Origin of the sequence: Paenibacillus assamensis DSM 18201 (assembly GCF_000422445.1) — a bacterium.
Taxonomy (GTDB): domain Bacteria; phylum Bacillota; class Bacilli; order Paenibacillales; family Paenibacillaceae; genus Paenibacillus_B; species Paenibacillus_B assamensis.
The window spans coordinates 107,083-129,666 of record NZ_AULU01000006.1; the positions used below are offsets into that span (position 1 = coordinate 107,083).

Genomic DNA, 22,584 nt, shown 5'->3' on the forward strand with positions numbered 1-22,584 from the left:
ACATGCTATTCACGATAACTAAACTAATACACATCGCAGATAGACGGAGGGTAATTAACTATGCTAAACATCGCATTCATTTCACATGACCGCAAAAAAGATGAAATGGTCAACTTTGTCATTGCTTACGAATATGTATTTCACGGGCATAAGCTTTACTCGACGGGTACGACAGGAAGCCGTATTATGGCTGCTACTAACTTAGACATTCGTCGCTTCCAATCTGGACCGCTTGGTGGAGATCAACAAATTGGAGCTCTAGTTGCTGAAAATGAAATGGATCTTATTATCTTCTTGCGTGATCCACTTATGGCACAACCTCACGAGCCGGATATTATCGCACTTCTTCGTCTATGCGATGTGCAAGGTATTCCGGTGGCGACGAATATTGCTACAGCTGAGCTGCTTGTACGTGCATTAGAGCGTGGAGATTTTGCTTGGAGAGAGTTAACGGACAAATATAAACCGGGAGTCGATGAAGCTTAATGAATCAGGTGGATTTATTGGCATTCGGGGCTCATCCTGATGATGTAGAGATTGGGATGGGGGGTACACTGGCCAAACATCAGCAAGCAGGCTTTAGCATTGGCATTGTCGATATGACTTATGCTGAAATGTCTTCTAATGGAACGGTAGAAATACGTCAACTGGAAGCCAAGGCAGCTGATGAAGTTTTGGGAGTTGCCTTTCGTTTGAACTTGGGGTTGCCTGACCGCGGATTGAAACTGGATAAGTCGCATGTTGATGAAGTTGTTAAGGCGATTCGTACCTATCGGCCGCGTATTGTGTTCGTGCCTTATTGGGAAGATAGGCATCCTGATCACGTCATGTGTAGTCGTATTGTTCAGGAAGCACTATTTAATGCGAAGTTACGTCGATATATGCCTGAGTTGGCTGCTCATCAGCCTGAACATGTATATTTCTATTTCATTAATGATTTAGCACCAGCTGATCTTATTGTCGATGTAACAGAAGTTTATGAACAGAAGCAAGCAGCACTCCATGCTTATAAGTCTCAGTTCACAAGTGCCAAGCGTGGAGAAGATATCGTTGTTACCCCATTGAATCAAGGTTACGTTGAACGGGTTGCTGCTCGCGATGCGCTTATAGGACAGGCAAGAGGAATTGGTTTCGCAGAAGGCTTTATTTATAAGGGACCGTATCATGTTGCATATTTGTTAGACCGGGAATTATAAATAAGTAAATACTATAGAAGGCATAGAATCCTTCATTGATGCAGCAGCAGGAAACCGTTGTTGTAAAAAGCAGCAGTGTAAGGGAGGTCGGGGTATGACACAGGAGCCTTTAAAAATAGGGATAACATGCTACCCTTCACTTGGTGGGTCAGGTGTTGTTGCAACGGAGCTTGGCAAACTGTTGGCTGAGCGTGGACATCAAGTTCATTTTATTACACACAATATTCCGTTTCGGTTAGGGACTTCTTTTCAAAAAAATATTTATTATCATGAGGTGGATGTAAACGATTATTATGTGTTCCGATATCCGCCTTATGACTTGTCATTAGCCAGCAAGATGGCACAGGTGGCAAAAATGCAGCAATTGGATCTGCTCCATGTTCATTATGCGGTACCACATGCTGTGTGCGCCTATTTGGCGAAACAAATGAGCACTTCCGATCTTAAAGTAGTCACTACGCTTCATGGTACAGATATTACCGTGTTGGCGCAGGATGAAACATTAAAGGATATGATTCGATTTGCGATTAATCAAAGTGATGCTGTTACGGCAGTTTCCCAAGACTTGATTGCTGAAACAAGAGATCTTCTCGATATTAATCGTCATATTGATTTGACTTATAACTTTATCGATAAGCGTGTGTATTATCCGCGTGATATTTCTCACTTGCGTTCAGAATTTGCCTATCCAGATGAGAAAATCGTTATGCATATTTCTAATTTCCGTCCTGTGAAGCGGGTATGTGATGTAGTTGATACGTTTGCAAAAATGGCGGAAAAAGTGCCTTCACGACTTGTTTTTGTAGGGGAAGGGCCTGATATGCCAAAAGTGCAGCATAAAATTATGGCGATGGGTTTGGAAAACCGGGTTCATTTCCTTGGAAAGCAGGATGAGATCGCTCAAGTCATTTCCTTGGCTGATGTGCTGCTATTGCCTTCGGAAAAAGAAAGCTTTGGCTTAGTTGCGTTAGAAGCAATGGCTTGTGGAGTTCCGACTATCGGTTCCATTGCCGGCGGAATTCCTGAGCTCGTTACGCATGAAGAGACGGGATTTTTGGCGCCAGTGGGGGATACCGACGCGATGGCGTCTTATGCGGTTCGCTTGTTATCGGATGATGCTTTGGCAGCACGAATGCGTGAAGCGTGCTTGCATAGAGCTCGTCATGTATTCTGTAATGATCTTATTACACATGAGTATGAGAAAATTTATTATCGTGTATTGAATCGGGAAGTGAATTTAGAGCAACCGGTGTGCACGTAAGTGTAAGGGACGATATACATTTGGTTATTGTCGGCATCCTTACATGAAGCAAATGTCCAAATGTCAAGAAAGGCCTGAATGAATATGCTTCGACTACAGTTGAATAGTGAACTGGCTGAGGGAGCGCGAGAAATCATTCGCGCAATAGAGCAGCAGGGTCATCAAGCTTATATGGTAGGCGGATGTGTACGTGATACGATACTCGGGCAACCGATTCACGATATCGATATTGCTACTTCCGCAGAGCCTGATCAAGTAATTGCGTGGTTTGAGCGTGTTATACCGACAGGCTTGCAGCATGGGACGGTTACAGTTGTCATGAAAAATGGTACCTATGAAGTGACGACATTCCGACATGAGGGCGGCTATGTGGATAATCGTCGTCCGGCATCTGTGGCATTTATTATGGATGTGACGGAAGATTTACGTCGCAGAGACTTTACGATGAATGCAATGGCAGTTGATGCTGACGGCACGTTGCTGGATCCATTTGCTGGACAAGTCGATTTGCAAGCTCGTCGTATTCGGACGGTTGGTGTTGCAGAGGAGCGATTCAGCGAGGATGCATTACGTATGCTGCGAGCGCTTCGCTTCGCATCTGTGTTACAGATGCGGATCGCAAAGGGGACATGGCGCGCATTGGTGAAGATGCGTGCTGGATTGGCTCCTGTTGCGATGGAACGCGTGCGTGAGGAGCTGTGGAAGCTTACTGCTGGGCCAGATCCTGCTAGAGGCTGGGCATTCGTCGTGCGTAGCGGCATACTCGCATATGCAAAAGAGCCGCTTCTGTTCTTGGCGCATCCATGGAGCGCCACTTGGCGAAGTGCCTTGCTCGTGTTGGGGCAGGTCGAGACGCCCGAGCTGCGCTTTGCGCTGCTTGCGCTTGTGCATGGCGCAAGCACAGAAGAGGCGCAGGCTGTATGCCTGGCACTGCGCCTCTCAGGCGCGCAGCAGGACGGCATATTGCCCGTCCTGCGCGCCCATGCGCAGCTCGCTGCTGCGGCGCAGGCGGCATCCGCCGACGCAGCAGCGCAAGGCGCCGCTAGCGCTGGCGAAGCTGCGCTGCGCCGCGCGTTCGCGCAAGCCGTGCTCGCCTATGGCGAAACGGCTGTGCGCGGAGCTCTCGCTTGCCGCCAAGCGATGCTAGGCGTAAGCGAGGGCAAGCAGCCTGCGGCAGTGCAGCAGGCATACATGCAGCCGCAGGCCGCAGCTGATCTACCGCATGAATGCGCGGTGGCGCATGCTGCTTGCACGCTGCTGCGCATGGGACCGCAATGGCTTAGCACCATGCCGGTCCGTCAGCTGTCAGACCTCGCTATTAAGGGTCGAGACATTCTAGAAGCGAGCGAGCGTCCTGCTGGCCCTTGGGTACGAGCTAGTCTTGAACATATCTGGCTCCAGGTGGCAATTGACACGCTTCCGAATGAGCACGATGCCCTAATGAATGTCGTAAGGAAAGGTGGGGATACGACGTGAGCGATCCACTTTTAGGATGGTTCCAATCCCATCAAGATCAATATATTTCTGGCGAAGAGATAAGTAGGGAGCTGTCCATATCGCGTACAGCGGTATGGAAGCAAATTAATCGTTTGCGCAACAAAGGTTATCAGTTCGAAGCGGTTCCAAAGCTCGGTTATCGTTTAATTGGTCAGCCTACCAAGCTCGATGAAGCTTCGATTAGAGAGCATCTGAAGACAAGCAGCTTTGGCCAGCAGCTAAAGCTGCTTGAACGAACAGATTCGACTCAGAATGTGGCACTTGCTTGGGCTTTGGAAGGGGCAGAAGAGGGAGCGATTGTCATTGCTGAAGAACAAGGGGGAGGTCGCGGTCGTCGTGGACGAGCGTGGCATTCCCCTGCGGGTAAAGGGATTTGGATGAGTCTCGTGCTTAAGCCGCGTATACCACTTCACTTCACGCCTCATTTAACGCTTCTGACCGCTGTAGCGATTTGTCGTGCTATTAAACGAATGGTTTCTTTGCCGATTGGTATAAAATGGCCGAACGATTTACTCGTGGGCGAGCGGAAAGTATGCGGTATTTTGCTGGAGTCCCAAGCAGAGGACGAGCGATTACTTAGTGTAATAGCTGGTGTAGGCATCAGCGTTAATTTAGAAGAAGAAGACTTCCCAGAGGAACTTCGACAAGTGGTGACTTCGCTGCGACATGAAAGTGGTCGAGAAGTAGACCGAGCTGCACTGCTTGCCGAAGTATTATTCGAATGGGAGCAATTGTATCGACTCTATGAAGAGCAAGGTTTCGGCCCGATTCGCTCGTTATGGGAAGCGCAAAGCATTACAATTGGTCGTTCGGTCAACGTAGATACGCCTTTCGGACAGGTTAGCGGTGTCGCACAAGGATTGGATGAATCCGGTGCGCTCGTACTGCTTGATACGGATGGCTGCTATAAGAAAGTATTTTCAGGAGACGTGCAATTTAGCACATGATTTGAAGGCGCATTTCTGGTATACTAGCTGTGTAGGCGGTATCCATGATTGGAACCGCACTCGCAAAGCAACGGAATTGTGCCTTTAATTGCATAGTAGCTGTGCTGCACATTTCTGCTCTGAGCCGAAGGGACCGAGACAGAAAGACGTCCGCATGTGACTTCTTTTTTGCTTTGGGACCTTTTTAGTGGAAACGCTAAAAGGTTTTTTTTGTTTTGCGTAAACTAAAAAGGAAAAACCAAAGGAGTTGACTTACATGTCAGTAGTCAAAAAACAGCCTGTAAGCATTATTAAATTGAAAAATATGAAAGAAAATAAAGATCCTATTACGATGGTGACTGCTTATGATTATCCAACTGCAGCACTTGTGGAACAAGCTGGTGTAGATATGATTCTTGTCGGAGACTCACTTGGAAATGTCGTACTTGGATACGATTCCACACTGCCAGTCACCGTTGATGACATGGTTTACCATACACGCGCTGCACGCCGTGGAGCGCCTCATACATTTATCGTTGCAGATATGCCGTTCATGACTTATCACAGCACGGTTGCAGAGACGTTGAATGATGTTCGTCGACTTATGCAAGAAGGTCATGCAAACGCTGTTAAAATGGAAGGCGGCGCGGAAATTACGCTTATGGTGGATGCATGCGTTAAGGCAGGAGTGCCTGTACTAGGTCATATCGGACTAACGCCTCAATCTGTACATCAACTTGGTGGTTATCGCATTCAAGGGAAAACGAAAGAAGATGCAGATCGATTGTTGCAAGATGCACTTGCATTGGAGCGAGCGGGTGCATTCGGAATTGTACTTGAGCTAGTAACCGATCAAGTGGCTGCGTATATTAGCGAACGACTCAGCATCCCTACTATTGGAATAGGTGCAGGTGCTGGTTGTGATGGCCAAGTGCTTGTATTCCATGATATTGTCCGATACTCTCCAGATTACCGTGAGAAGCGTTTTGTTAAGACATATGCCGATATCGGAACGACGATAAGAGAAAGCATTCAATCTTATGTACAAGATGTCAAGACGCGTTCATTCCCAGCAGAGGCGAATAGCTTCCGTGCAGAAGATGATGTAGTTGATCATTTGTATGGCCCAGGAAAGGTGGAAGTACGTTGATCGTAGCACGTACGGTTGAAGAAATAAGAGCAGCAGTGCAGCAATTGCGTGGCAATCGCCCTAATAGTACGGTTGGTTTCGTCCCGACAATGGGATATTTGCATGAAGGACACGCAAGTCTAATGCGCAAGTCGGTTGAACAAAATGACATTTCGGTGCTTAGCATTTTTGTGAATCCCATTCAATTTGGACCTAATGAAGATTTGGATCGCTATCCAAGAAATGAATCAGGTGATCTGCAATTGGCTGGACAATGTGGTATTGATATCGTATTTTTACCATCCGTTGAAGTTATGTATCCACAAGCAACAAAGACTAAAATCAGAGTTGCTGAAGTAACGGAAGGTTTATGCGGTGCTTCTAGACCAGGTCATTTTGACGGAGTAACAACAGTTGTAGCCAAATTATTTAATATGGTAAAGCCAGATCGTGCTTATTTTGGTCTAAAGGATGCTCAGCAAGTGGCTGTTATTCAGCAGATGGTAAATGATCTTAATATCGACGTGGACGTTGTTCCTTGTCCGATTGTAAGAGAAGCAGATGGTCTAGCTCTTAGTTCGCGTAATGTCTATTTGTCGGATGAAGAACGTCGTCAGGCGCTTGTATTATCAGAGTCATTACAAATGGCTCATTCACTATTTCGCGAACAAGCTGCCATTTCAGCAGGAGAATTGATGGATATAATCGTAAAACATATCCATGCAATGCCACTTGCAAATATGGATTATGTGGAAATTGTTCAGTATCCAAGTATGGAGCGATTTGCTGGTTCTGCGAAGTTGCCAGAACAAAAGTCGGACATACTAATCGCGCTTGCTGTAAGATTTGGCAAAACGAGATTGATTGATAACTTATATTTGCCGTATCAATCATAAGTTTGGAATTTAGTTTCTGCGTTTCTATATTATTTACGTTTTACAAATATATGAATCATAAAGAAATGGGGATTATGCCGTGATTCGTGAAATGATGAAGTCGAAAATTCATCGTGCGACGGTAACAGAAGCAAATTTGAACTACGTTGGAAGCATTACGATTGATGAGCATCTTATGGAGCTTGCTGATCTGCTGCCGAATGAGAAAGTTCAAATCGTTAATAATAACAATGGTGCTCGTCTAGAGACCTATGTCATTCGTGGAGCGCGCCATTCTGGCGTTATTTGCTTGAATGGGGCTGCAGCTCGACTTGTTCAACCAGGAGATAACGTCATTATTATATCCTACGCTGGCATGACGAATGAAGAAGCGCGTCAATATGAGCCTCGTATCGTCTTTGTAGATGAGCGCAATCGCCCTACTGAAACAGCGGGTGTTGAAATTCATGCTACAATTCGATAATTAGATAACAGCATGAGGCAGCATTGTTGAATCAATGCCATCTCGCATGAAAAGCATCGTTGATACACACAATGAACGTGAGCCAAACAACAACGCACAGCATCACATGTAGAGGTGGGATGAATCGTGTTGCAGCACATGTTCGCGACGATGAATGATCAGTTGGATGACATCTTGAAGCATTATCCGAAAGCGAAGGGGCAGATACGTGAAGAGCTGAATCAGCAAATTCAACTGCTTACTTCGATGAGTGACCATTTTCTAGAAGAATGGCTCCGATTTGAAGAAAAACTGGCATTACTTCGTAAGCAAAATGAAGGCGAGCATAACAGCCAAAGCAACAGTCTAACAAGTATTGTTTCCCAAAAACAGACTTCAACTTCTGTACAGAAGTCAATGCTGGACTTGGATTACAGTGATCCTTTTCAACGGGGGCAAGGTTACTTTACGCTACTGATGTATCATCAAGCGGCCAATCATTTTGAAGAGGCTGCTTTACAGCAACCTGAACGATTATTAGCAAGAGCCTATTTGGGATTGTCTTATTTGCATCTCGGTCGCAAGCAGGAAGCATGCCGTCATTTTCATTTTATTATTCCGTTGACGGAGGATGCAATGTTGAAGGCATTGGCATACAATGCACTAGGTTGTATTCAAGCGATGGATCGAAATACGGAGAAAGCGCAGCATTATTTTCACCAAGCGCATGTTGCTGATCCGACGATTCCGGAACCAATTGCTAATTTACAAGTGTGTTTAGACAATCAGGGCTGTCTCCAATTAGGGGAAAAGCGAATGGTTCATATGGGATGAAATTACAAGAGGGGAACATCTTTTCGTAAGATGTACCCCTCTACTCATTTCCAAACAACCGAACATCTGTTATGCTATATAAACAGAATTGGGCGAGAGGAATATGTAAATGATGAGATTTGCCGTATTGGACTTTGAAACGACAGGCAATCAGCCTGGCGATGAAATTATACAGATTGGCTTCGTTGTGCTAAATGAACAGCTAGCGATTGAACAGCAGTATCATACTCTTGTCCGTCCTTCCATCCCGATTCCTGCGTTTATTACACAATTAACAGGAATTACTGATGAAATGGTTGCCGATGCGCCTGACTTGGATGAGGCGATGACAGGTCTTGTGCCATTATTAAGTGATGTGGCGTTGGTGGGGCATCATGTAGCATTTGATTATCAATTTCTACGGAATGCACTTGAGCAGACAGGCTATTTACCTTTTACTGGTCGCATATTGGATACGATCGAAATGCTGCGAATTTTGTTCCCATCATTAACGTCTTATCAATTAGGCTCTGTTGCACAGACATTTGGAGTCGAACACGAACGACCGCATCAGGCAGATAGTGATGCACTTGCAACCGCGCACATATTTGTTCGCTGTATAGAAGCTATTCGAGATCTTCCCCTTTTGACGCTGCAGCGTATCGTTGAATTGTTTGCGAACGAAGATAATGACCTTGCTTGGTTGTTGCAATCTGAGTTAACACGCATTGAACAAGATGCAACCAGATTTAATGATCGTCATGACCAGCATTCGTACCGTCAACTTAGCTTTAAGATGGATGAATGGACAGATGAGCTGCCACCGCGCGAAGGAATGGAGGATAAGGCGTTAGAAGGTGTTTCCTTCCGTTCTTTTATGGATCAAGTGAAAGACAATCTCAAACAGCGATTCAGCAACTATGAGCCTCGTTCTGCACAAGAACAGATGTTTGAGGAAGTTATGGAATGCTTGGATGAAGACAAGCACTTGCTGATTGAAGCAGGCACGGGAACAGGAAAGTCACTTGGATATTTACTCCCAGCTTTGTATCACAGCGTAAAGAACGAAAAGAAAGTAATTGTTAGTACACATACAATTAACTTGCAGGAGCAGTTGCGTCAACGAGACTTGCCTTTGCTAGACATGATTATGCCTGTGCCATTTAAAGCTTCGGTATTAAAAGGACGCAGTCATTATTTGTGTTTGAGAAAGTTTGAACATAAAATAAATCATAGAGAGTTTGTACATGCTCGTGACGATCTCATCACAGCTGCACAGATGGTTGTTTGGTTGAGTCAATCGGAGCATGGTGATGACGAAGAGCTTCATTTGGTGCATAAAGGACCTGATTTTTGGGATACGGTGTCAAGCGACAGTGATTCTTGCTTGAATCGTGCCTGTCCGTGGTTCCGCCGCTGTTATTATCATCGTGCGAAGAACAGTGCGAATTTATCGGATGTAATCATTACGAATCACTCTCTATTGTTTACGGATGTGATTGCGGAGCATCGTTTACTGCCTGCATATGAGCATTTGGTCATTGACGAGGCACATCATTTCGAAGAGACGGCCGGAAAGCATCTTGGTGTTCATGTGCAATATTTCTCATTGGTACATCCGCTCGTGCGTTTGTATAAAGACAGTAAAAATGGTTCCCTTGTTCTGCTTCAAACCCGGTTGCGATTATCTGGAAGCGAGAAATCATTGGTGTGGGCAGAAGGCATCGATAAACTTATGAATCAGATTGTTGAGATTAAGGATAGTTGGGATCGATTGCATGAAGCTATGTATCAATTGCTGCCAGCTCCAGAAGCTGGTCAAGCTGAAGTAGGACAGGCTGTATTACGATTGCAATCTTCTAATAAGCCCGAGGCATGGTCGACCGTTTCTGAAATGGAACAAGAAATTCATACAAGATTAAATGATATCGTGCGTTCCGGAGAGAAATTGACTCAAGAATGGAAAGATGCAGATGACGAGGAATTACAGGGTGTTATTACTGATGTAACAGGACTGCTCAAAGATTTGGCGAATGTTAAAGATGAATTCCGTATGTTTGTCCAGGTGAATGATCCTGAGACCGTATATTGGATGGAAGGTAATCCGCAGTATAAACATAAATCAATGAATATGTATGCTGTACCAGTAGATGTTAGTGAAGCGCTTAATCGGTACTTCTTTGAACCGAAGAAAAGTGTCATTCTTACCTCTGCGACCTTGTCTGTTGACAAATCTTTCAGTTTCGTTGAAGAACAGATTGGTTTGAAAGATGCTGCAAGGGATGGACGGTTAAATACCGTCATTTTGCCTTCTCCGTTTAACTATCGTGAACAGGCTTTAGTCATTATACCGCGTGATTTTCCGACAGTAAGAGGTTCAAGCGATCCTCACTTTAACTCTAACTTGACAACTTCCTTAGCGGACATTGCCAAAGTGACAAAAGGCAGAATGCTTGTACTGTTTACTTCTTATCGTATGCTCAAGGACGTATATGAGCCCCTGAAAGAACAGTTGAAGGTTCATGGCATTCAAGTTCTTGGACAAGGTATGGACAGCGGTAATCGAAGCAAGCTTACACGTCGTTTTCAAGAGCAATCAGCATCGGTGCTTTTAGGCACAAGCAGCTTCTGGGAAGGTGTAGATATTCCAGGGGACGCATTGACCTGTTTGGCCATTGTTCGGTTGCCATTCCAGCCGCCGAATCATCCGCTGGTGGAAGCAAAGTGCGATTTGTTGAAGCGGCGCAAGCAGAATCCGTTTCGTAAATATTCGGTTCCGCAAGCGGTTATCCGATTCAAGCAAGGGTTTGGTCGACTTATTCGAACGACACAAGACAAAGGAATTGTGCTTATATACGACACAAGAGTGATTGAAACAAGCTACGGGAAGCATTTTCTGTATTCACTGCCTGGACCTAAAATGGAACATATGGCAACGGAGCATGTTGTTCCGAGAGTTGAAACGTGGCTCAAAGAGGAACAGCAGTAACCAGTAGAGGAAATGCAAAAGGTTTATTATAATAATAGTTGGTATGTTGATAGGGAGAACGAAAGGGGGACTGGTATATGAAAACACTAAAAATTTCTGAAGCTGTCGTACGCAGGCTGCCTGTTTATTTGCGACATCTAAAAGAATTAAAACAAAGTGAAGTACTAACGATATCGTCTCAAGATTTGGGACAGAAACTAGATCTTAACCCAGCCCAAATTCGTAAGGATTTAGCCTATTTCGGAGACTTTGGACGTAAAGGTATCGGTTATGACGTTTCTTATCTAATTGAGCAGATTCGACATATACTTAAGTTGGACCAGCAAATTCATGTAGCGCTGGTTGGAGCAGGTAAGCTTGGACAAGCATTGTGCAACTATTCTGGCTTTTTCAATGACAATATGAAAATTGTTGCTGTATTTGATGCATTTCCAGCGAAGATAGAGACTGCTATTCGTAATCTACAAGTTCAGCCTATGGAGGAACTAAAAGAAAGTGTAGAGGCCAATAACATTCGTATCGGCATTATTACTGTGCCTGCATTAGAGGCGCAGCAAGTAGCTGATCGCTTTGTTGAGGCTGGTGTAGAGGCTATTCTTAACTTTGCTCCGGTTATTTTGAAGGTTCCTGCACATGTACGTGTGCATACAGCTGACTTCTCAACCGATTTGTTTAGCTTGGCTTATTATTTACCTAATGAAGGAAAGGATGTTGTAACGAATGACACAACGATTGATCATACGTAACGGATTATTTGCACAACTGCAAGAAGGTGCAGCTCAGACTACGATTAAAGGTTATATGGTTGTAGAACAAGATCGTATTGTTTATATTGGCGAAACACTTCCTGAAGCTTATGAGCAAGGTGAAGTTGAATATATAGAGGGCAAAGGCCTGTTCTTCATGCCTGGCTTAATTAATACACATGGTCATGCTGCAATGTCACTGCTCCGTGGGTATGGGGACGATATGGTTCTCCAAAGCTGGCTGCAGGAAAAAATGTGGCCTATGGAAGCTAAGTTTACGGGCAGCGATGTATATTGGGGTACAGCATTGTCAGTGATCGAAATGCTTAAGGGTGGAACTACGCTCTTCGTTGATATGTATGATCATATGGACCAAGTTGCAAAAGTAAGTGAAGAGTCTGGTATTCGCGCTGCTTTGATGCGTGGTGCAATTGGATTGTGTAGCGAAGAAGTACAACTTATGAAGTTGAATGAAGCTGTTCAATTTGCGAAAGACTGGAATGGACAAGCAAATGGCAGAATTACAACGCTACTTGCGCCGCATGCTCCATATACATGTCCGCCTGCATTTATTGAAAAGTTTGTAGAGGCTGCACATGAGTTAGACTTAATGCTTCATACGCATATGTCTGAGACAGCAGCTGAAGTAGAGCAGAACGTGAAAGAATACGGACTACGTCCTGTTGCTCACTTGGAGAAGCTGGGGTTGTTTAGTCGTCCTTCCTTTATTGCACATGGCGTTCATTTAAATAATGAAGAAATCGCAACATTGGCGAAGTACAACGTCGGTGTTTCTCATAATCCAGGAAGTAATCTCAAATTGGCAAGCGGTGTTGCCCGTGTCGTTGATTTGCAGCGTGCTGGAGTGGTTGTATCTCTAGGTACCGATGGTGCTGCCAGCAACAACAACTTGGATATGTTCGAAGAAATGCGTTTAGCTGCCCTTATACATAAAGGGGTGTCTGGTGATCCAACAGCAGTTCCTGCCGCAGATGCAATGAGAATGGCTACTGTGAATGGAGCTCGTACGCTACATATGAACGATGTAGGTTTGTTGCAAGCTGGGATGAAGGCTGACTTTATTGCAGTCAATATCGACCAGCCGCATCTATATCCGCATACGGATCTCGTGTCTCATATGGTGTACTCCGCTAGTGCTAAAGACGTTCAGCACGTATGGGTGGACGGCAACCAAGTTGTTAAAAATGGTGAGTGCTTGACAATGGATGAAGAGCGCATTAAGCATGAAGCGGAACAATGCTTCCGAAACTTGCTTGAACGCTAGGAGGCAGTAGATGGATCTTCATATGACTCGAAGTCGACCACGACGCAGTCGTAACCCACGTTGGCGTTGGGTTGTATCTGGTGTAATACTAGCGTTGGTGTTGATTATTGGTCTCTTAGTCTATTTTTTGAATTCGGTCAACCGTGAGGAAGACGCGAAAGAAGCGGCCGCGATACAAAGAGCGAATGAAACGATTCAACTTGCGAGTGTCGACGAAGTAGATAAGTTTGTTTGGTTTGATACGACTTATGTCATTCAGGGGAAAGATGCTTCTAATGTAGAGCAGATTATCTGGGTAGGCAAGGAAAAGGTAGATGTGAAGAAAGCAGCTGATGGAGTGGACAAAGCTTATATCGCGAATCAACTCCTGACTACCTATCCGGATGCGGATATTAAGCAGATTACACCTGGTATCAAAGATGGTGAGTTCGTTTACCAAGCGTTTGTCAACCGAAAAGATGAGGAAGGGAAGAGCCGGCATTATTATCACTTCTTCCGTTTCGATAATGGTCAGCGTATAGGTGAAGGATATCCGATGCCTAACCAATAGCCAAAAGCGTAAGTGTTCATGTGAGTGAACGCTTACGCTTTTTTGCTGTGAAAAAGGAGGGCTGTTAGCCCTCCTTTGTTCAATAGCTCGTATTGAATTATTTTACTTGCCATAATGCTGGTGTATTTGTTGGCTCCCAGCCATTAAGGGAAGTGTGTGCAAGGCGGCAAACATAAGTAACATTGTTGTACGTTACTTCTGCACCTACCGCATAAGCAGTGTTAGCTGCCCACGCAGGTGCAGTACCTGGAGTTCCAGTGCCAGCAGAAGTCGTAACCGTTAAAATGTTGCTATCAGCGGAAACGTTTCCAGCTGCATCGATAGCACGAACTTTGAAAGAGTATGCTGTATTTGCAGTTAGTCCTGTTACGTTGTACTCGATTGCAGTGCCAGGAACTGTTGCAACTAGTGTGTTGCCATTGTAGATTTGGTAGCCAGTTACACCTACGTTGTCAGTGGATTCTGTCCACATCAAGGATACACTATTAGTTGTAACAGCCATTTTGTGTAAATAAGTTGGAGCAGTTGGAGCAGTTGTATCATTTGCAACAGGAGCCGTTGTTGCACTTACAGCATTGCTAGCTCCAGATACATTGCCTGCAGCGTCAACAGCTTTCACTGTAAATGTGTAAGCTGTATTCGAAGTTAATCCAGCAGCTGTGTAATTCAACGTAGTGCCAGATACAGAACCGATCAAAGTAGAGCCGTTAAAAATTTGGTAACCAGTTACGCCAACATTGTCTGAAGCTGCATTCCAAGCAAGAGATACGCTAGTTGTCGTTGTGCCAGTAGCGCTTAAGCTTGCAGGTGCAGTAGGTGCAACTGTATCTGTTGGTGCTTGTCCACCGAAGTTTACATCGATAACGTTATAGAATGCGTTAGGTGTATCAGCGATTTCCCAAACAGCAAGGATTACATGGTATCCAGTGCGATCTGTTGGAACGTTACAGCTGTGAGAGAAATCTTTTGGTGGTTGTTTGCCGCCGCCATCAGCTGTACAGAAAGGAGTTAAGTTAAAGGAATCACGAGTCAATGCTGCGTTTGGATTCCAGTTCGGTTTAGTAAGGTAGTATTTCCAGTTCGTTGTTGCATGGTTAGCAGTCTTTTTCCAAGCGAAAGTTGTTGGACCACCAGTCAAATTAACTTTGGACCAACGAGTAGCAGATTGCTCGTCCAGTTTAGGGAATGCTCCAGCAGCACTTGCGATTTTTCCATCAGCAGGGCCAGCCGCTGGGAAACCTTTTGTTGCTTCAAGGCTTTGTGGCTCATATACGATGGCACCGCAATCTGTATTTACACCTTGAGCACATTGGTAGGCACGGCTCTTCGGATCTAGAACATAACCATGAGCGGAAACTTTGTCAGCGAACATAAGTGTACAAGCCGTTACTAACACGGTAACACCAGTAGCAACCAATAGCTTGCTAAGTACAGGATTGGATAAGCGTAATTGCATGATAAATTACCTCCTATAATGTGTGTTTGCATTTTTCGATACAGCTACATCATCCGAAACAGAACGTCAGAACCTCCTCACTAGATGCTTGGCAATCCAATATGGTTTTTCTCTCGGTTTATCGCTATCAACTCCCCTATGTATAAGTGTAATCTATATAAACTCAATGTGAGCTTATACCGTATCCAACAGCTGGTCGTGAAAATAGAGTACTGAACAACGAATCGAAATTAAAAGTGATTTGGAAATAGAAATGAGTGTTGTGATCGTAGGTGTGAGAACTCGTGTTAAAATTTGAGGAAATATGTAATGTGATCAACTTCATTGTCAATCTATTACATTTGGTAAGATGAAGTATAAACGAAAGTTCGACGATTGTAAACGATTTCAGATAGATTTTGACAAAAGCATGTTAAATCGAAGATCCAATCATTACATTCAAATGATGATATATCATTATGATATACTTTTACCTATACACTTTGTATAACAAGTAGTACCGTCGAAGGTTTATCAATCCCTATCAAGGAGTGAAGATCATGCAAAATAAACGTTGGACAGCCTTGGTTGCGACAATGGCGGTCAGTTCGATTGTTTTGTTCGGCGGTTGGTCTTTTTATCGTCATCAAATGATCGAGACACCGTTACAATCAACCATTCAACAAATAGATACGGTTCAACAAGCCAAAGTCGTATGGGGTCCTAAGCAAGTTACTATAGAACTTTCTTTAGAGCCAGGTGCAGACGTTCGGACTGTTGTACAAGATGTGAAACGACAGGCTAATCGTGAACAAGATAAGCGTAATATTTCTATAAAAATAAACAATGAGCATACAACTCCAGAACTTGAACGATGGTGGTCACAAGCGCTATTTCCCGTGACGGAGGCGATGGCGCATCGCAGCTATGGTGATATCCCTATTCAGTTGAATAAACTAGCAGAGGGAAGCGGTGTAGCTGTAAAGACAGAAATGGATAATGAATATGTATATGTGACACTGACAGCAGAGAAGGGAAAAGGAAGTAAAGTGCTGCTGCTGCCGCTCAATGGGGAGTCTATGGGGGTGTGGCCAAATGAACAATCGAACAAAACGATGGCTTGAGATCGGAGTTGGCATATTCGTTCCGTTACTAGCACTTTTGGCTTACATTGGAGTTAATGTGTGGCCTGTTGTCTTTGCTGCTGCTGTGCTTGGAATACTAGCAGTCGTTGCGAAGCGCAGAGGTCAAGCAATGAACAGATATGAGGGAAGTGCTCCTCGCGCAAAGTCAGGTCGGTTAACAGATAAGTCTATTGACTTTCAACATATTGGTGGACAGGATCGTGCCAAGCAAGAGCTTATTGAAGCGTTGGATTTTCTCGTGAAAAGGGAGGACATACGCAAGTTTGGAATTCGCCCCCTTAAAGGGCTGTTGTTAACAGGTCCACCGGGGACAGGGAAAACGTTAATGGCAAAGGCTGCTGCAAACTATGCAGATGCTGTATTTTTAGGTGCATCAGGAAGTGAATTCGTCGAGATGTACGTCGGTGTTGGCGCAGGGCGTATTCGCGAATTATTCAAGGAAGCACGACAGCAAGCTAAGAAAGCGAAAAAAGAAAGTGCCGTCATATTTATTGATGAAATTGACGTCATTGGAGGTAAGCGAGACGGTGGGCAGCAGCGGGAATACGATCAAACGTTGAATCAGCTTTTGACTGAGATGGATGGATTGTACGGCAGTGAGAATCCACAAATCTTGATTATTGCAGCAACGAATCGCAAGGAAATGCTAGATTCAGCTTTGTTACGCCCAGGTCGGTTTGACCGACATATTCAAGTGGATCTGCCTGATAAAAGTGGCCGTACACATATTTTGCAGCTGCATGCAAAAAATAAACCGATGGCTGATGATGTCAATTTAGAACGTATTGCTGAAGAAACTTTCGGTTTCTCTGGAGCACAATTGGAAAGCGTTCTGAATGAAGGTGCGATCTATGCTATGCGTGAAGCGGATGTGCAAATTCAGATGAGGCACCTTACACAAGCGATTGATAAAGTCATGATGGGTGAAAAAACAGATCGTGAAACAGCGCAGGATGAACGGTTCCGAGTAGCTGTACATGAACTTGGACATGCGATTGCAGCCGAGGCAGTACGCCCAGGGAGTGTTTCTCAAATTTCACTAAGTCCGCGTGGTCAAGCGCTTGGTTATGTGCGACATCAACCACAGCAAGATCGTTATATTTATACAAAACCTTTTTTGGAAGAGCAGATAATGATTGCTTTAGGTGGAGCTGTAGCAGAAGAAATGTTTTATGGAGATCGCTCTACCGGTTCTCAAGGGGACTTCGACCAAGCTTTGAATATTGTAGAAACGATGGTTAATGCAGGGCTCACGGAGCTGGGAATTGTGCGACTAAAGCATGTATCCAATGAAAAGCTAACAACGGAAATAAATCGCATATTAGACGAGCTTCATCGTAAAGTTCGTCAACAGTTGGAACAGAATAGAGACGTGTTTGATCAAGCTATTTTGCCACTGCTACAAGACGAAAGACTTGATGGCAATGCATTTAGGTGTCTATTTTGTGACAGTAAGAAAATACCAGTGTGAAAATCACTGGTTTTTTCACTTCATATTCATGAAAAATGATAAGATATGGTTAGTTACCTATGCAATTTGTGCTGATAACGATACCTGTCCTTCGGGTACAATATCGGGAGAGCATAGCAACATGAAAGGTGGAAGAGACCATGTTTTTCAAAAAGATAGGCGTCATTGGCGGCGGTACTATGGGCCAAGGCATTGCAGAAATGCTTGCTGTTAAAGGTCTAGATGTATTGCTTGTTGAGCAGACGCCAGAGAAGTTAGACCATGCTTACTCAATGATCGAACTGAGCTTGGACAAGCAGTTGGAGAAATGGGCAATTACCCAAGCAGAAAAAAAACTAATCTTGTCCCGCATTAATAAGGTTACTCACTTGGCAGAGCTAAGTGCTTGCGATATGGTTATCGAGACCATTTCTGAAGATCTTGAAGCAAAGAAAGCTGTATTTGCAGAGCTTGATCGCGTTTGCCCAAGTAATATTATTTTAGCGAGCAATACTTCTACATTATCCCTTACTGAGTTGGCAAGCACGACGAAATACCCGTCTCGTGTAATCGGTATGCACTTTATTTATCCGGTATCCAAAATTGACTTGGTTGAAATTATCCGTGGTTTGAAAACGTCTGAAGAAACATTCTCTGAGACAAAGCGTTTCGTGGAAGAAGTTGTTCAGAAGAAGGGCGTAATGGTTTATGAATCGCCTGGTTTCGTAACTACACGGCTTATTTGCGTGCTTATTAATGAAGCACTTCACGTTCTTCAAGAAGGTGTTGCTACACCAGAAGACGTCGACAATGCGATGAAGATCGGTTATAATTTCCAGTATGGTCCGCTTGAAATGGCTGATCACTTTGGACTTGATTCGGTATTGGCAGCGATGGAAGGCATGTTCCGTGAATTCGGGGATATCAAGTATCGTCCGTCTGTGTTGTTGAAAAAAATGGTGCGTGCAAATCAACTAGGCGTTAAGACTGGCGCTGGATTTTTCAAGTATGACAAGGATGGGGATAGACTATGAAAATTCTCGTAATAAACGCAGGAAGCTCGTCGTTGAAATACCAAGTATACGATATGTCAAGTGAAACAGCTCTAGCGAGTGGTCGCGTTGAGCGTATTGGCATGGATTCATCTATTCTCGTTCATGAGCCTCATCACACAGACGAGACGTCTGAAGTAAGCGAAATCCTTGACCACACGACTGCAATTCGCAAAGTGTTGGACAAGTTGACAGACGCTGAAGTTGGTGTAGTGAAGTCCATCGATGAGATCGAAGCTGTTGGACATCGTGTCGTTCACGGTGGTGAAACATTTAAAGGTTCTGTACTTGTAACTTCTGAAGTGAAAGCAGAAATTCGTCGTCTATTCGACTTGGCACCGCTTCATAACCCAGCGTGTATGATGGGTATCAAAGCAGCAGAGACGAATATGCCGAATGTTCCACAAGTTTGTGTATTTGATACGGCATTCCACCAATCAATGCCAGCAAGATCTTATATGTATGCAATTCCGCAAGTACTTTACAAAAAGCATAAAATTCGCCGCTACGGTTTCCATGGTACGTCTCATGACTACGTAAGCAAGCAAGCTGCGGCAGTTGTGAATCGTCCGCTTGAAGACTTGAAGATTATTACTTGTCACATCGGTAACGGCGGCAGCTTGACTGCAGTTGAGGGCGGCAAGTCTGTAGATACAACAATGGGTATGACACCGCTTGAAGGTCTAATGATGGGTACTCGCTCTGGTGACTTGGACCCTGCAATTGTGCCATATACAATGAGCAAAGAAGACCTTACTGTAAATGAAGTAAACTCTATGTTGAATAAGCACAGTGGTTTGCAAGCGATCTCCGGTACATCTAGTGATATGCGTGAGATCGAAGAAGGTATGCAAAATGGTGAGCCAAATGCAACATTGGCATTTGAAATGTACGAATATCGTATCCGCAAATATATCGGTGCTTATGCAGCGGCTATGGACGGCGTAGATGTAATCGTATTTACAGCGGGTGTAGGTGAGAACTCGGCTACAGTTCGCCAGCGTGTATGTGAGAAACTAACATTCTTGGGCGTTGAAATTGACCAAGAGTTAAATAAAATCCGCTCTAAAGAGCCTCGTTATATTTCAACACCGAACTCTAAAATTGCGGTACTCGTCATTCCTACGAATGAAGAGCTCATGATTGCACGTGATACGTATCGTCTTGCTGGCAACGTGAAATAAATTGCTCAACGCATAAGCACATAAGGGAGAGAACGAAGACAATGGCAACAACATGTGTCATTCGTGAAGTTAGCCGTCATGTGGGCGAAGAAGTCCGCATCGGATGCTGGCTACACAACAAGCGCTCCAGTGGCAAAATTCAATTTTTGCAGCTGCGTGACGGATCTGGTTATATTCAAGGTGTAGCAGTACGCAGTGAATTGCCGGAGGAAGTATGGGAAGCTGCTAAGAGCTTAACACAAGAAAGTTCTTTGTATGTAACAGGTTTGATTCGTGCAGAAGAGCGCTCCAAGTCTGGATACGAGATGACTGTAACGGGCATCGAAATTATTCAGATTACGGAAGATTATCCAATTACACCGAAGGAGCACGGTGTTGACTTCTTGATGGATCACCGTCACCTTTGGATTCGTGCGCCGAAGCAGCGTGCTATTTTGACTGTACGTGCTGAGATTATTCGAGCAGTTCAGCAATTTTTCGATGATCGCGGTTTCGCACTAGTTGATCCGCCGATCTTGACACCTTCTTCTTGCGAAGGAACGACGAACTTGTTCCATACGAAATACTTTGAAGAGGATGCTTTCCTAACTCAAAGTGGTCAGCTCTATATGGAAGCAGCGGCAATGGCTCTAGGTAAAGTGTATTCCTTCGGTCCAACGTTCCGTGCAGAAAAGTCGAAAACTCGTCGCCACTTGATCGAGTTCTGGATGATTGAACCTGAAATGGCGTTCGTTGATCATGAAGAAAACCTTCGCGTTCAAGAACAGTTCGTTTCTCATGTCGTTCAAACGGTATTGAAGAACTGTCGTGCGGAATTGGAGACGTTGGGACGTGACGTTTCCAAGCTTGAAAAAGTTGTAGCTCCATTCCCGCGTATCACCTATGATGATGCGATTGCATTTTTGCAAGAGCAAGGCTTCGACATTCCATGGGGTGAAGATTTCGGTGCTCCTCATGAAACAGCTATTGCTGAAAAATATGAGACACCGGTATTTATTACGCATTATCCAACGACAATTAAGGCATTCTATATGAAGCCAGATCCGAATCGTCCTGATGTTGTGCTCTGTGCAGACATGATCGCACCAGAAGGATACGGAGAGATTATCGGTGGATCTCAGCGGATCGACGATCCTGCTCTTATGGAAGAGCGTTTCCGTGAGCATGAGTTGTCTACAGAAGCTTACCAATGGTACATGGATCTACGTAAATATGGAACGGTTCCTCACTCCGGATTCGGACTTGGATTGGAGCGTACTGTCGCTTGGATCTGTGGTCTTGATCATGTTCGTGAGACGATTGCTTTCCCACGTACATTATATCGCTTGTATCCATAACATCTTAATAAGATGGTTCCATACATCCCGTACTACTTTTGTGGTACGGGATGTATTGTCTTTTCCATGACAAAAGTGAGCAAATTATGAGACAATAGGACAAAGGTGGAAGTCTTTACAGATAGCCGCCTTGAAGTTAGATGGTTGTGGATGAAGGAACAGGAGGGAAACGTATGAGTGCAGATGCATGGCGAGCTTATGCGAAGGGCATTGCCCGACAGATGCAAAGTGGACAACTCTCACTTCCTGCCGCTTTGTTTACGCATTATAAACGTCTCCAATTAACAGACATAGAAGTAATGCTGCTTATTCACTTAATGGATTTCAAACAAAATGAGTGCAAAGAGTTTCCTACTATTGATGAAATACAAGAACGAATGAGCTCCACGGAAACGGTAGTTATTTCAGCGCTGCAGCGTTTAATGAAGGAAGGCTTTCTATCGATTGATGAGCATATTGACCCGATCACCCGAGTGCAGGGGGAATGCTACAATCTTGAAGGGATATGGGAGAAGCTTGCCGTTGTTCTGGCAGAGGATATTCGAGAAGAACGCCAACGCCAAAGACAGCAGCATGGAAACCGCTCAGAGGAAAATACTCCTAATTTGTTTGATATTTTTGAGAAAGAATTCGGCAGACCATTATCACCAATGGAATGCGAGACGATTGCAGGATGGATCGATGATGATCATTATTCGGAACCGATTATTCTTATGGCTTTAAAAGAGGCTGTATTTGCTGGGAAAGTACATTTCCGTTATATTGATCGCATTTTATTAGAATGGAGTCGAAACAAAATACGAACGGTGGAAGATGCTCGCAACTTTACTCAGAAGTTTCGTGGCAATGGCCGCTCATAATGAAGCCCGCTGCTATTTATAGGCAGCGGGCTTAAATTATTTGTTGGATGTATCAGGCGATACATTCGCTTCAGTTGGAGCTGCAACATTTTGCAACGTAACAGAGGCGAACCCAGATAAATTAAGTTGTACAACATGGCGTATAAGATGCTGGTGCAGATCGTCTAGCAGCTTCTTTTCTTCTGGGCTGCTTACTTGCGCGTATATTTGCAAAGAAACGACATCTTGAGACATGTTAACCCTCCTTAGTACGTTACTAATATTGTATGAAAAGGATTGGAAGGGGCAATGGACAATCTTACCGTGTTGTTTACACCAATTTATATGATAAAGCCGTTCATTGTTTGAAAGAGAAGGTTATATTCGATTCTTGTCTTTTCATAGAATAGGA

General features: G+C 44.3%; 21 protein-coding genes. 19 read left to right on the top strand and 2 right to left on the bottom strand.

The genetic code is table 11. The features are described 5' to 3' along the window. Positions 1-60: 60 nt before the first annotated feature. From H580_RS0103510 to H580_RS0103570, 13 genes are all read left to right on the top strand, one after another. The gene (locus H580_RS0103510) at positions 61-486 is read left to right on the top strand and encodes a methylglyoxal synthase (protein ID WP_028593558.1); all 426 of its coding nucleotides are present in this window, start codon (positions 61-63) and stop codon (positions 484-486) included. Further along, positions 486-1,196 (top strand): bacillithiol biosynthesis deacetylase BshB1, encoded by a 711-nt coding sequence (gene bshB1 / locus H580_RS0103515; protein ID WP_028593559.1) that lies wholly within the window; start codon positions 486-488, stop codon positions 1,194-1,196. The genes H580_RS0103510 and bshB1 overlap by 1 nt, the downstream gene beginning before the upstream one ends. 94 nt (positions 1,197-1,290) lie before the next feature. Further along, complete coding sequence (bshA, locus tag H580_RS0103520) at positions 1,291-2,457, top strand: N-acetyl-alpha-D-glucosaminyl L-malate synthase BshA (RefSeq protein ID WP_028593560.1); 1,167 nt, start codon at positions 1,291-1,293, stop codon at positions 2,455-2,457. 78 nt (positions 2,458-2,535) lie between these two features. Then, positions 2,536-3,933 carry a CCA tRNA nucleotidyltransferase gene (locus H580_RS0103525; RefSeq protein WP_028593561.1) on the top strand — a complete coding sequence of 466 codons (1,398 nt, stop codon included), beginning with the start codon at positions 2,536-2,538 and terminating at the stop codon, positions 3,931-3,933. Further along, positions 3,930-4,901 (top strand): biotin--[acetyl-CoA-carboxylase] ligase, encoded by a 972-nt coding sequence (locus tag H580_RS0103530; RefSeq protein ID WP_028593562.1) that lies wholly within the window; start codon positions 3,930-3,932, stop codon positions 4,899-4,901. Before H580_RS0103525 ends, H580_RS0103530 begins: the two co-directional genes overlap by 4 nt. Positions 4,902-5,157: 256 nt before the next feature. Next, positions 5,158-6,030, top strand: coding sequence for a 3-methyl-2-oxobutanoate hydroxymethyltransferase (panB, locus tag H580_RS0103535; RefSeq protein ID WP_028593563.1), 873 nt, complete (start codon positions 5,158-5,160; stop codon positions 6,028-6,030). Next, positions 6,027-6,905 carry a pantoate--beta-alanine ligase gene (gene panC, locus H580_RS0103540; protein WP_028593564.1) on the top strand — a complete coding sequence of 293 codons (879 nt, stop codon included), beginning with the start codon at positions 6,027-6,029 and terminating at the stop codon, positions 6,903-6,905. Before panB ends, panC begins: the two co-directional genes overlap by 4 nt. A 79-nt stretch (positions 6,906-6,984) precedes the next feature. Continuing rightward, positions 6,985-7,368, top strand: a complete 384-nt coding sequence (gene panD, locus H580_RS0103545; protein ID WP_028593565.1) for an aspartate 1-decarboxylase — start codon at positions 6,985-6,987, stop codon at positions 7,366-7,368. Positions 7,369-7,494: 126 nt separating this feature from the next. Next, a complete protein-coding gene (locus tag H580_RS0103550; RefSeq protein ID WP_028593566.1) occupies positions 7,495-8,181 on the top strand; it encodes a tetratricopeptide repeat protein in 687 nt (228 codons plus the stop codon). A gap of 112 nt (positions 8,182-8,293) precedes the next feature. After that, a complete protein-coding gene (gene dinG / locus H580_RS0103555) occupies positions 8,294-11,149 on the top strand; it encodes an ATP-dependent DNA helicase DinG (protein ID WP_028593567.1) in 2,856 nt (951 codons plus the stop codon). Positions 11,150-11,226: 77 nt separating this feature from the next. Continuing rightward, positions 11,227-11,895, top strand: coding sequence for a redox-sensing transcriptional repressor Rex (locus tag H580_RS0103560; RefSeq protein WP_028593568.1), 669 nt, complete (start codon positions 11,227-11,229; stop codon positions 11,893-11,895). Next, a complete protein-coding gene (locus H580_RS0103565) occupies positions 11,870-13,180 on the top strand; it encodes an amidohydrolase (protein ID WP_028593569.1) in 1,311 nt (436 codons plus the stop codon). Before H580_RS0103560 ends, H580_RS0103565 begins: the two co-directional genes overlap by 26 nt. Positions 13,181-13,190: 10 nt before the next feature. Next, on the top strand, positions 13,191-13,730 hold the full coding sequence (locus H580_RS0103570) for a cell wall elongation regulator TseB-like domain-containing protein (RefSeq protein WP_028593570.1): 540 nt from the start codon (positions 13,191-13,193) through the stop codon (positions 13,728-13,730). A 97-nt stretch (positions 13,731-13,827) separates the two neighbouring features. Here H580_RS0103570 and H580_RS0103575 read toward each other — a convergent pair whose 3' ends face one another. Further along, positions 13,828-15,189 (bottom strand): lytic polysaccharide monooxygenase, encoded by a 1,362-nt coding sequence (locus H580_RS0103575; protein WP_028593571.1) that lies wholly within the window; start codon positions 15,187-15,189, stop codon positions 13,828-13,830. A gap of 536 nt (positions 15,190-15,725) precedes the next feature. Here H580_RS0103575 and H580_RS0103580 point away from each other — a divergent pair. The 6 genes from H580_RS0103580 (at position 15,726) to H580_RS0103605 (ending at position 22,193) form a co-directional block, all read left to right on the top strand. Then, the gene (locus H580_RS0103580) at positions 15,726-16,289 is read left to right on the top strand and encodes a hypothetical protein (protein ID WP_051217214.1); all 564 of its coding nucleotides are present in this window, start codon (positions 15,726-15,728) and stop codon (positions 16,287-16,289) included. After that, positions 16,261-17,781 carry an AAA family ATPase gene (locus tag H580_RS0103585; protein ID WP_028593573.1) on the top strand — a complete coding sequence of 507 codons (1,521 nt, stop codon included), beginning with the start codon at positions 16,261-16,263 and terminating at the stop codon, positions 17,779-17,781. Before H580_RS0103580 ends, H580_RS0103585 begins: the two co-directional genes overlap by 29 nt. A gap of 140 nt (positions 17,782-17,921) precedes the next feature. Beyond that, positions 17,922-18,794 carry a 3-hydroxyacyl-CoA dehydrogenase family protein gene (locus H580_RS0103590; protein WP_028593574.1) on the top strand — a complete coding sequence of 291 codons (873 nt, stop codon included), beginning with the start codon at positions 17,922-17,924 and terminating at the stop codon, positions 18,792-18,794. Next, a complete protein-coding gene (locus H580_RS0103595) occupies positions 18,791-19,996 on the top strand; it encodes an acetate/propionate family kinase (protein WP_028593575.1) in 1,206 nt (401 codons plus the stop codon). The genes H580_RS0103590 and H580_RS0103595 overlap by 4 nt, the downstream gene beginning before the upstream one ends. A gap of 41 nt (positions 19,997-20,037) precedes the next feature. Next, on the top strand, positions 20,038-21,333 hold the full coding sequence (gene asnS, locus H580_RS0103600; RefSeq protein WP_028593576.1) for an asparagine--tRNA ligase: 1,296 nt from the start codon (positions 20,038-20,040) through the stop codon (positions 21,331-21,333). Positions 21,334-21,506: 173 nt separating this feature from the next. Continuing rightward, entirely contained in the window at positions 21,507-22,193 is a 687-nt protein-coding gene (locus H580_RS0103605) for a DnaD domain-containing protein (protein ID WP_028593577.1), read from the top strand. A gap of 36 nt (positions 22,194-22,229) precedes the next feature. On the opposite strand, the gene H580_RS0103610 is transcribed toward H580_RS0103605, so the two are convergent. After that, positions 22,230-22,427, bottom strand: a complete 198-nt coding sequence (locus H580_RS0103610) for a hypothetical protein (protein ID WP_028593578.1) — start codon at positions 22,425-22,427, stop codon at positions 22,230-22,232. Positions 22,428-22,584 lie beyond the last annotated feature (157 nt).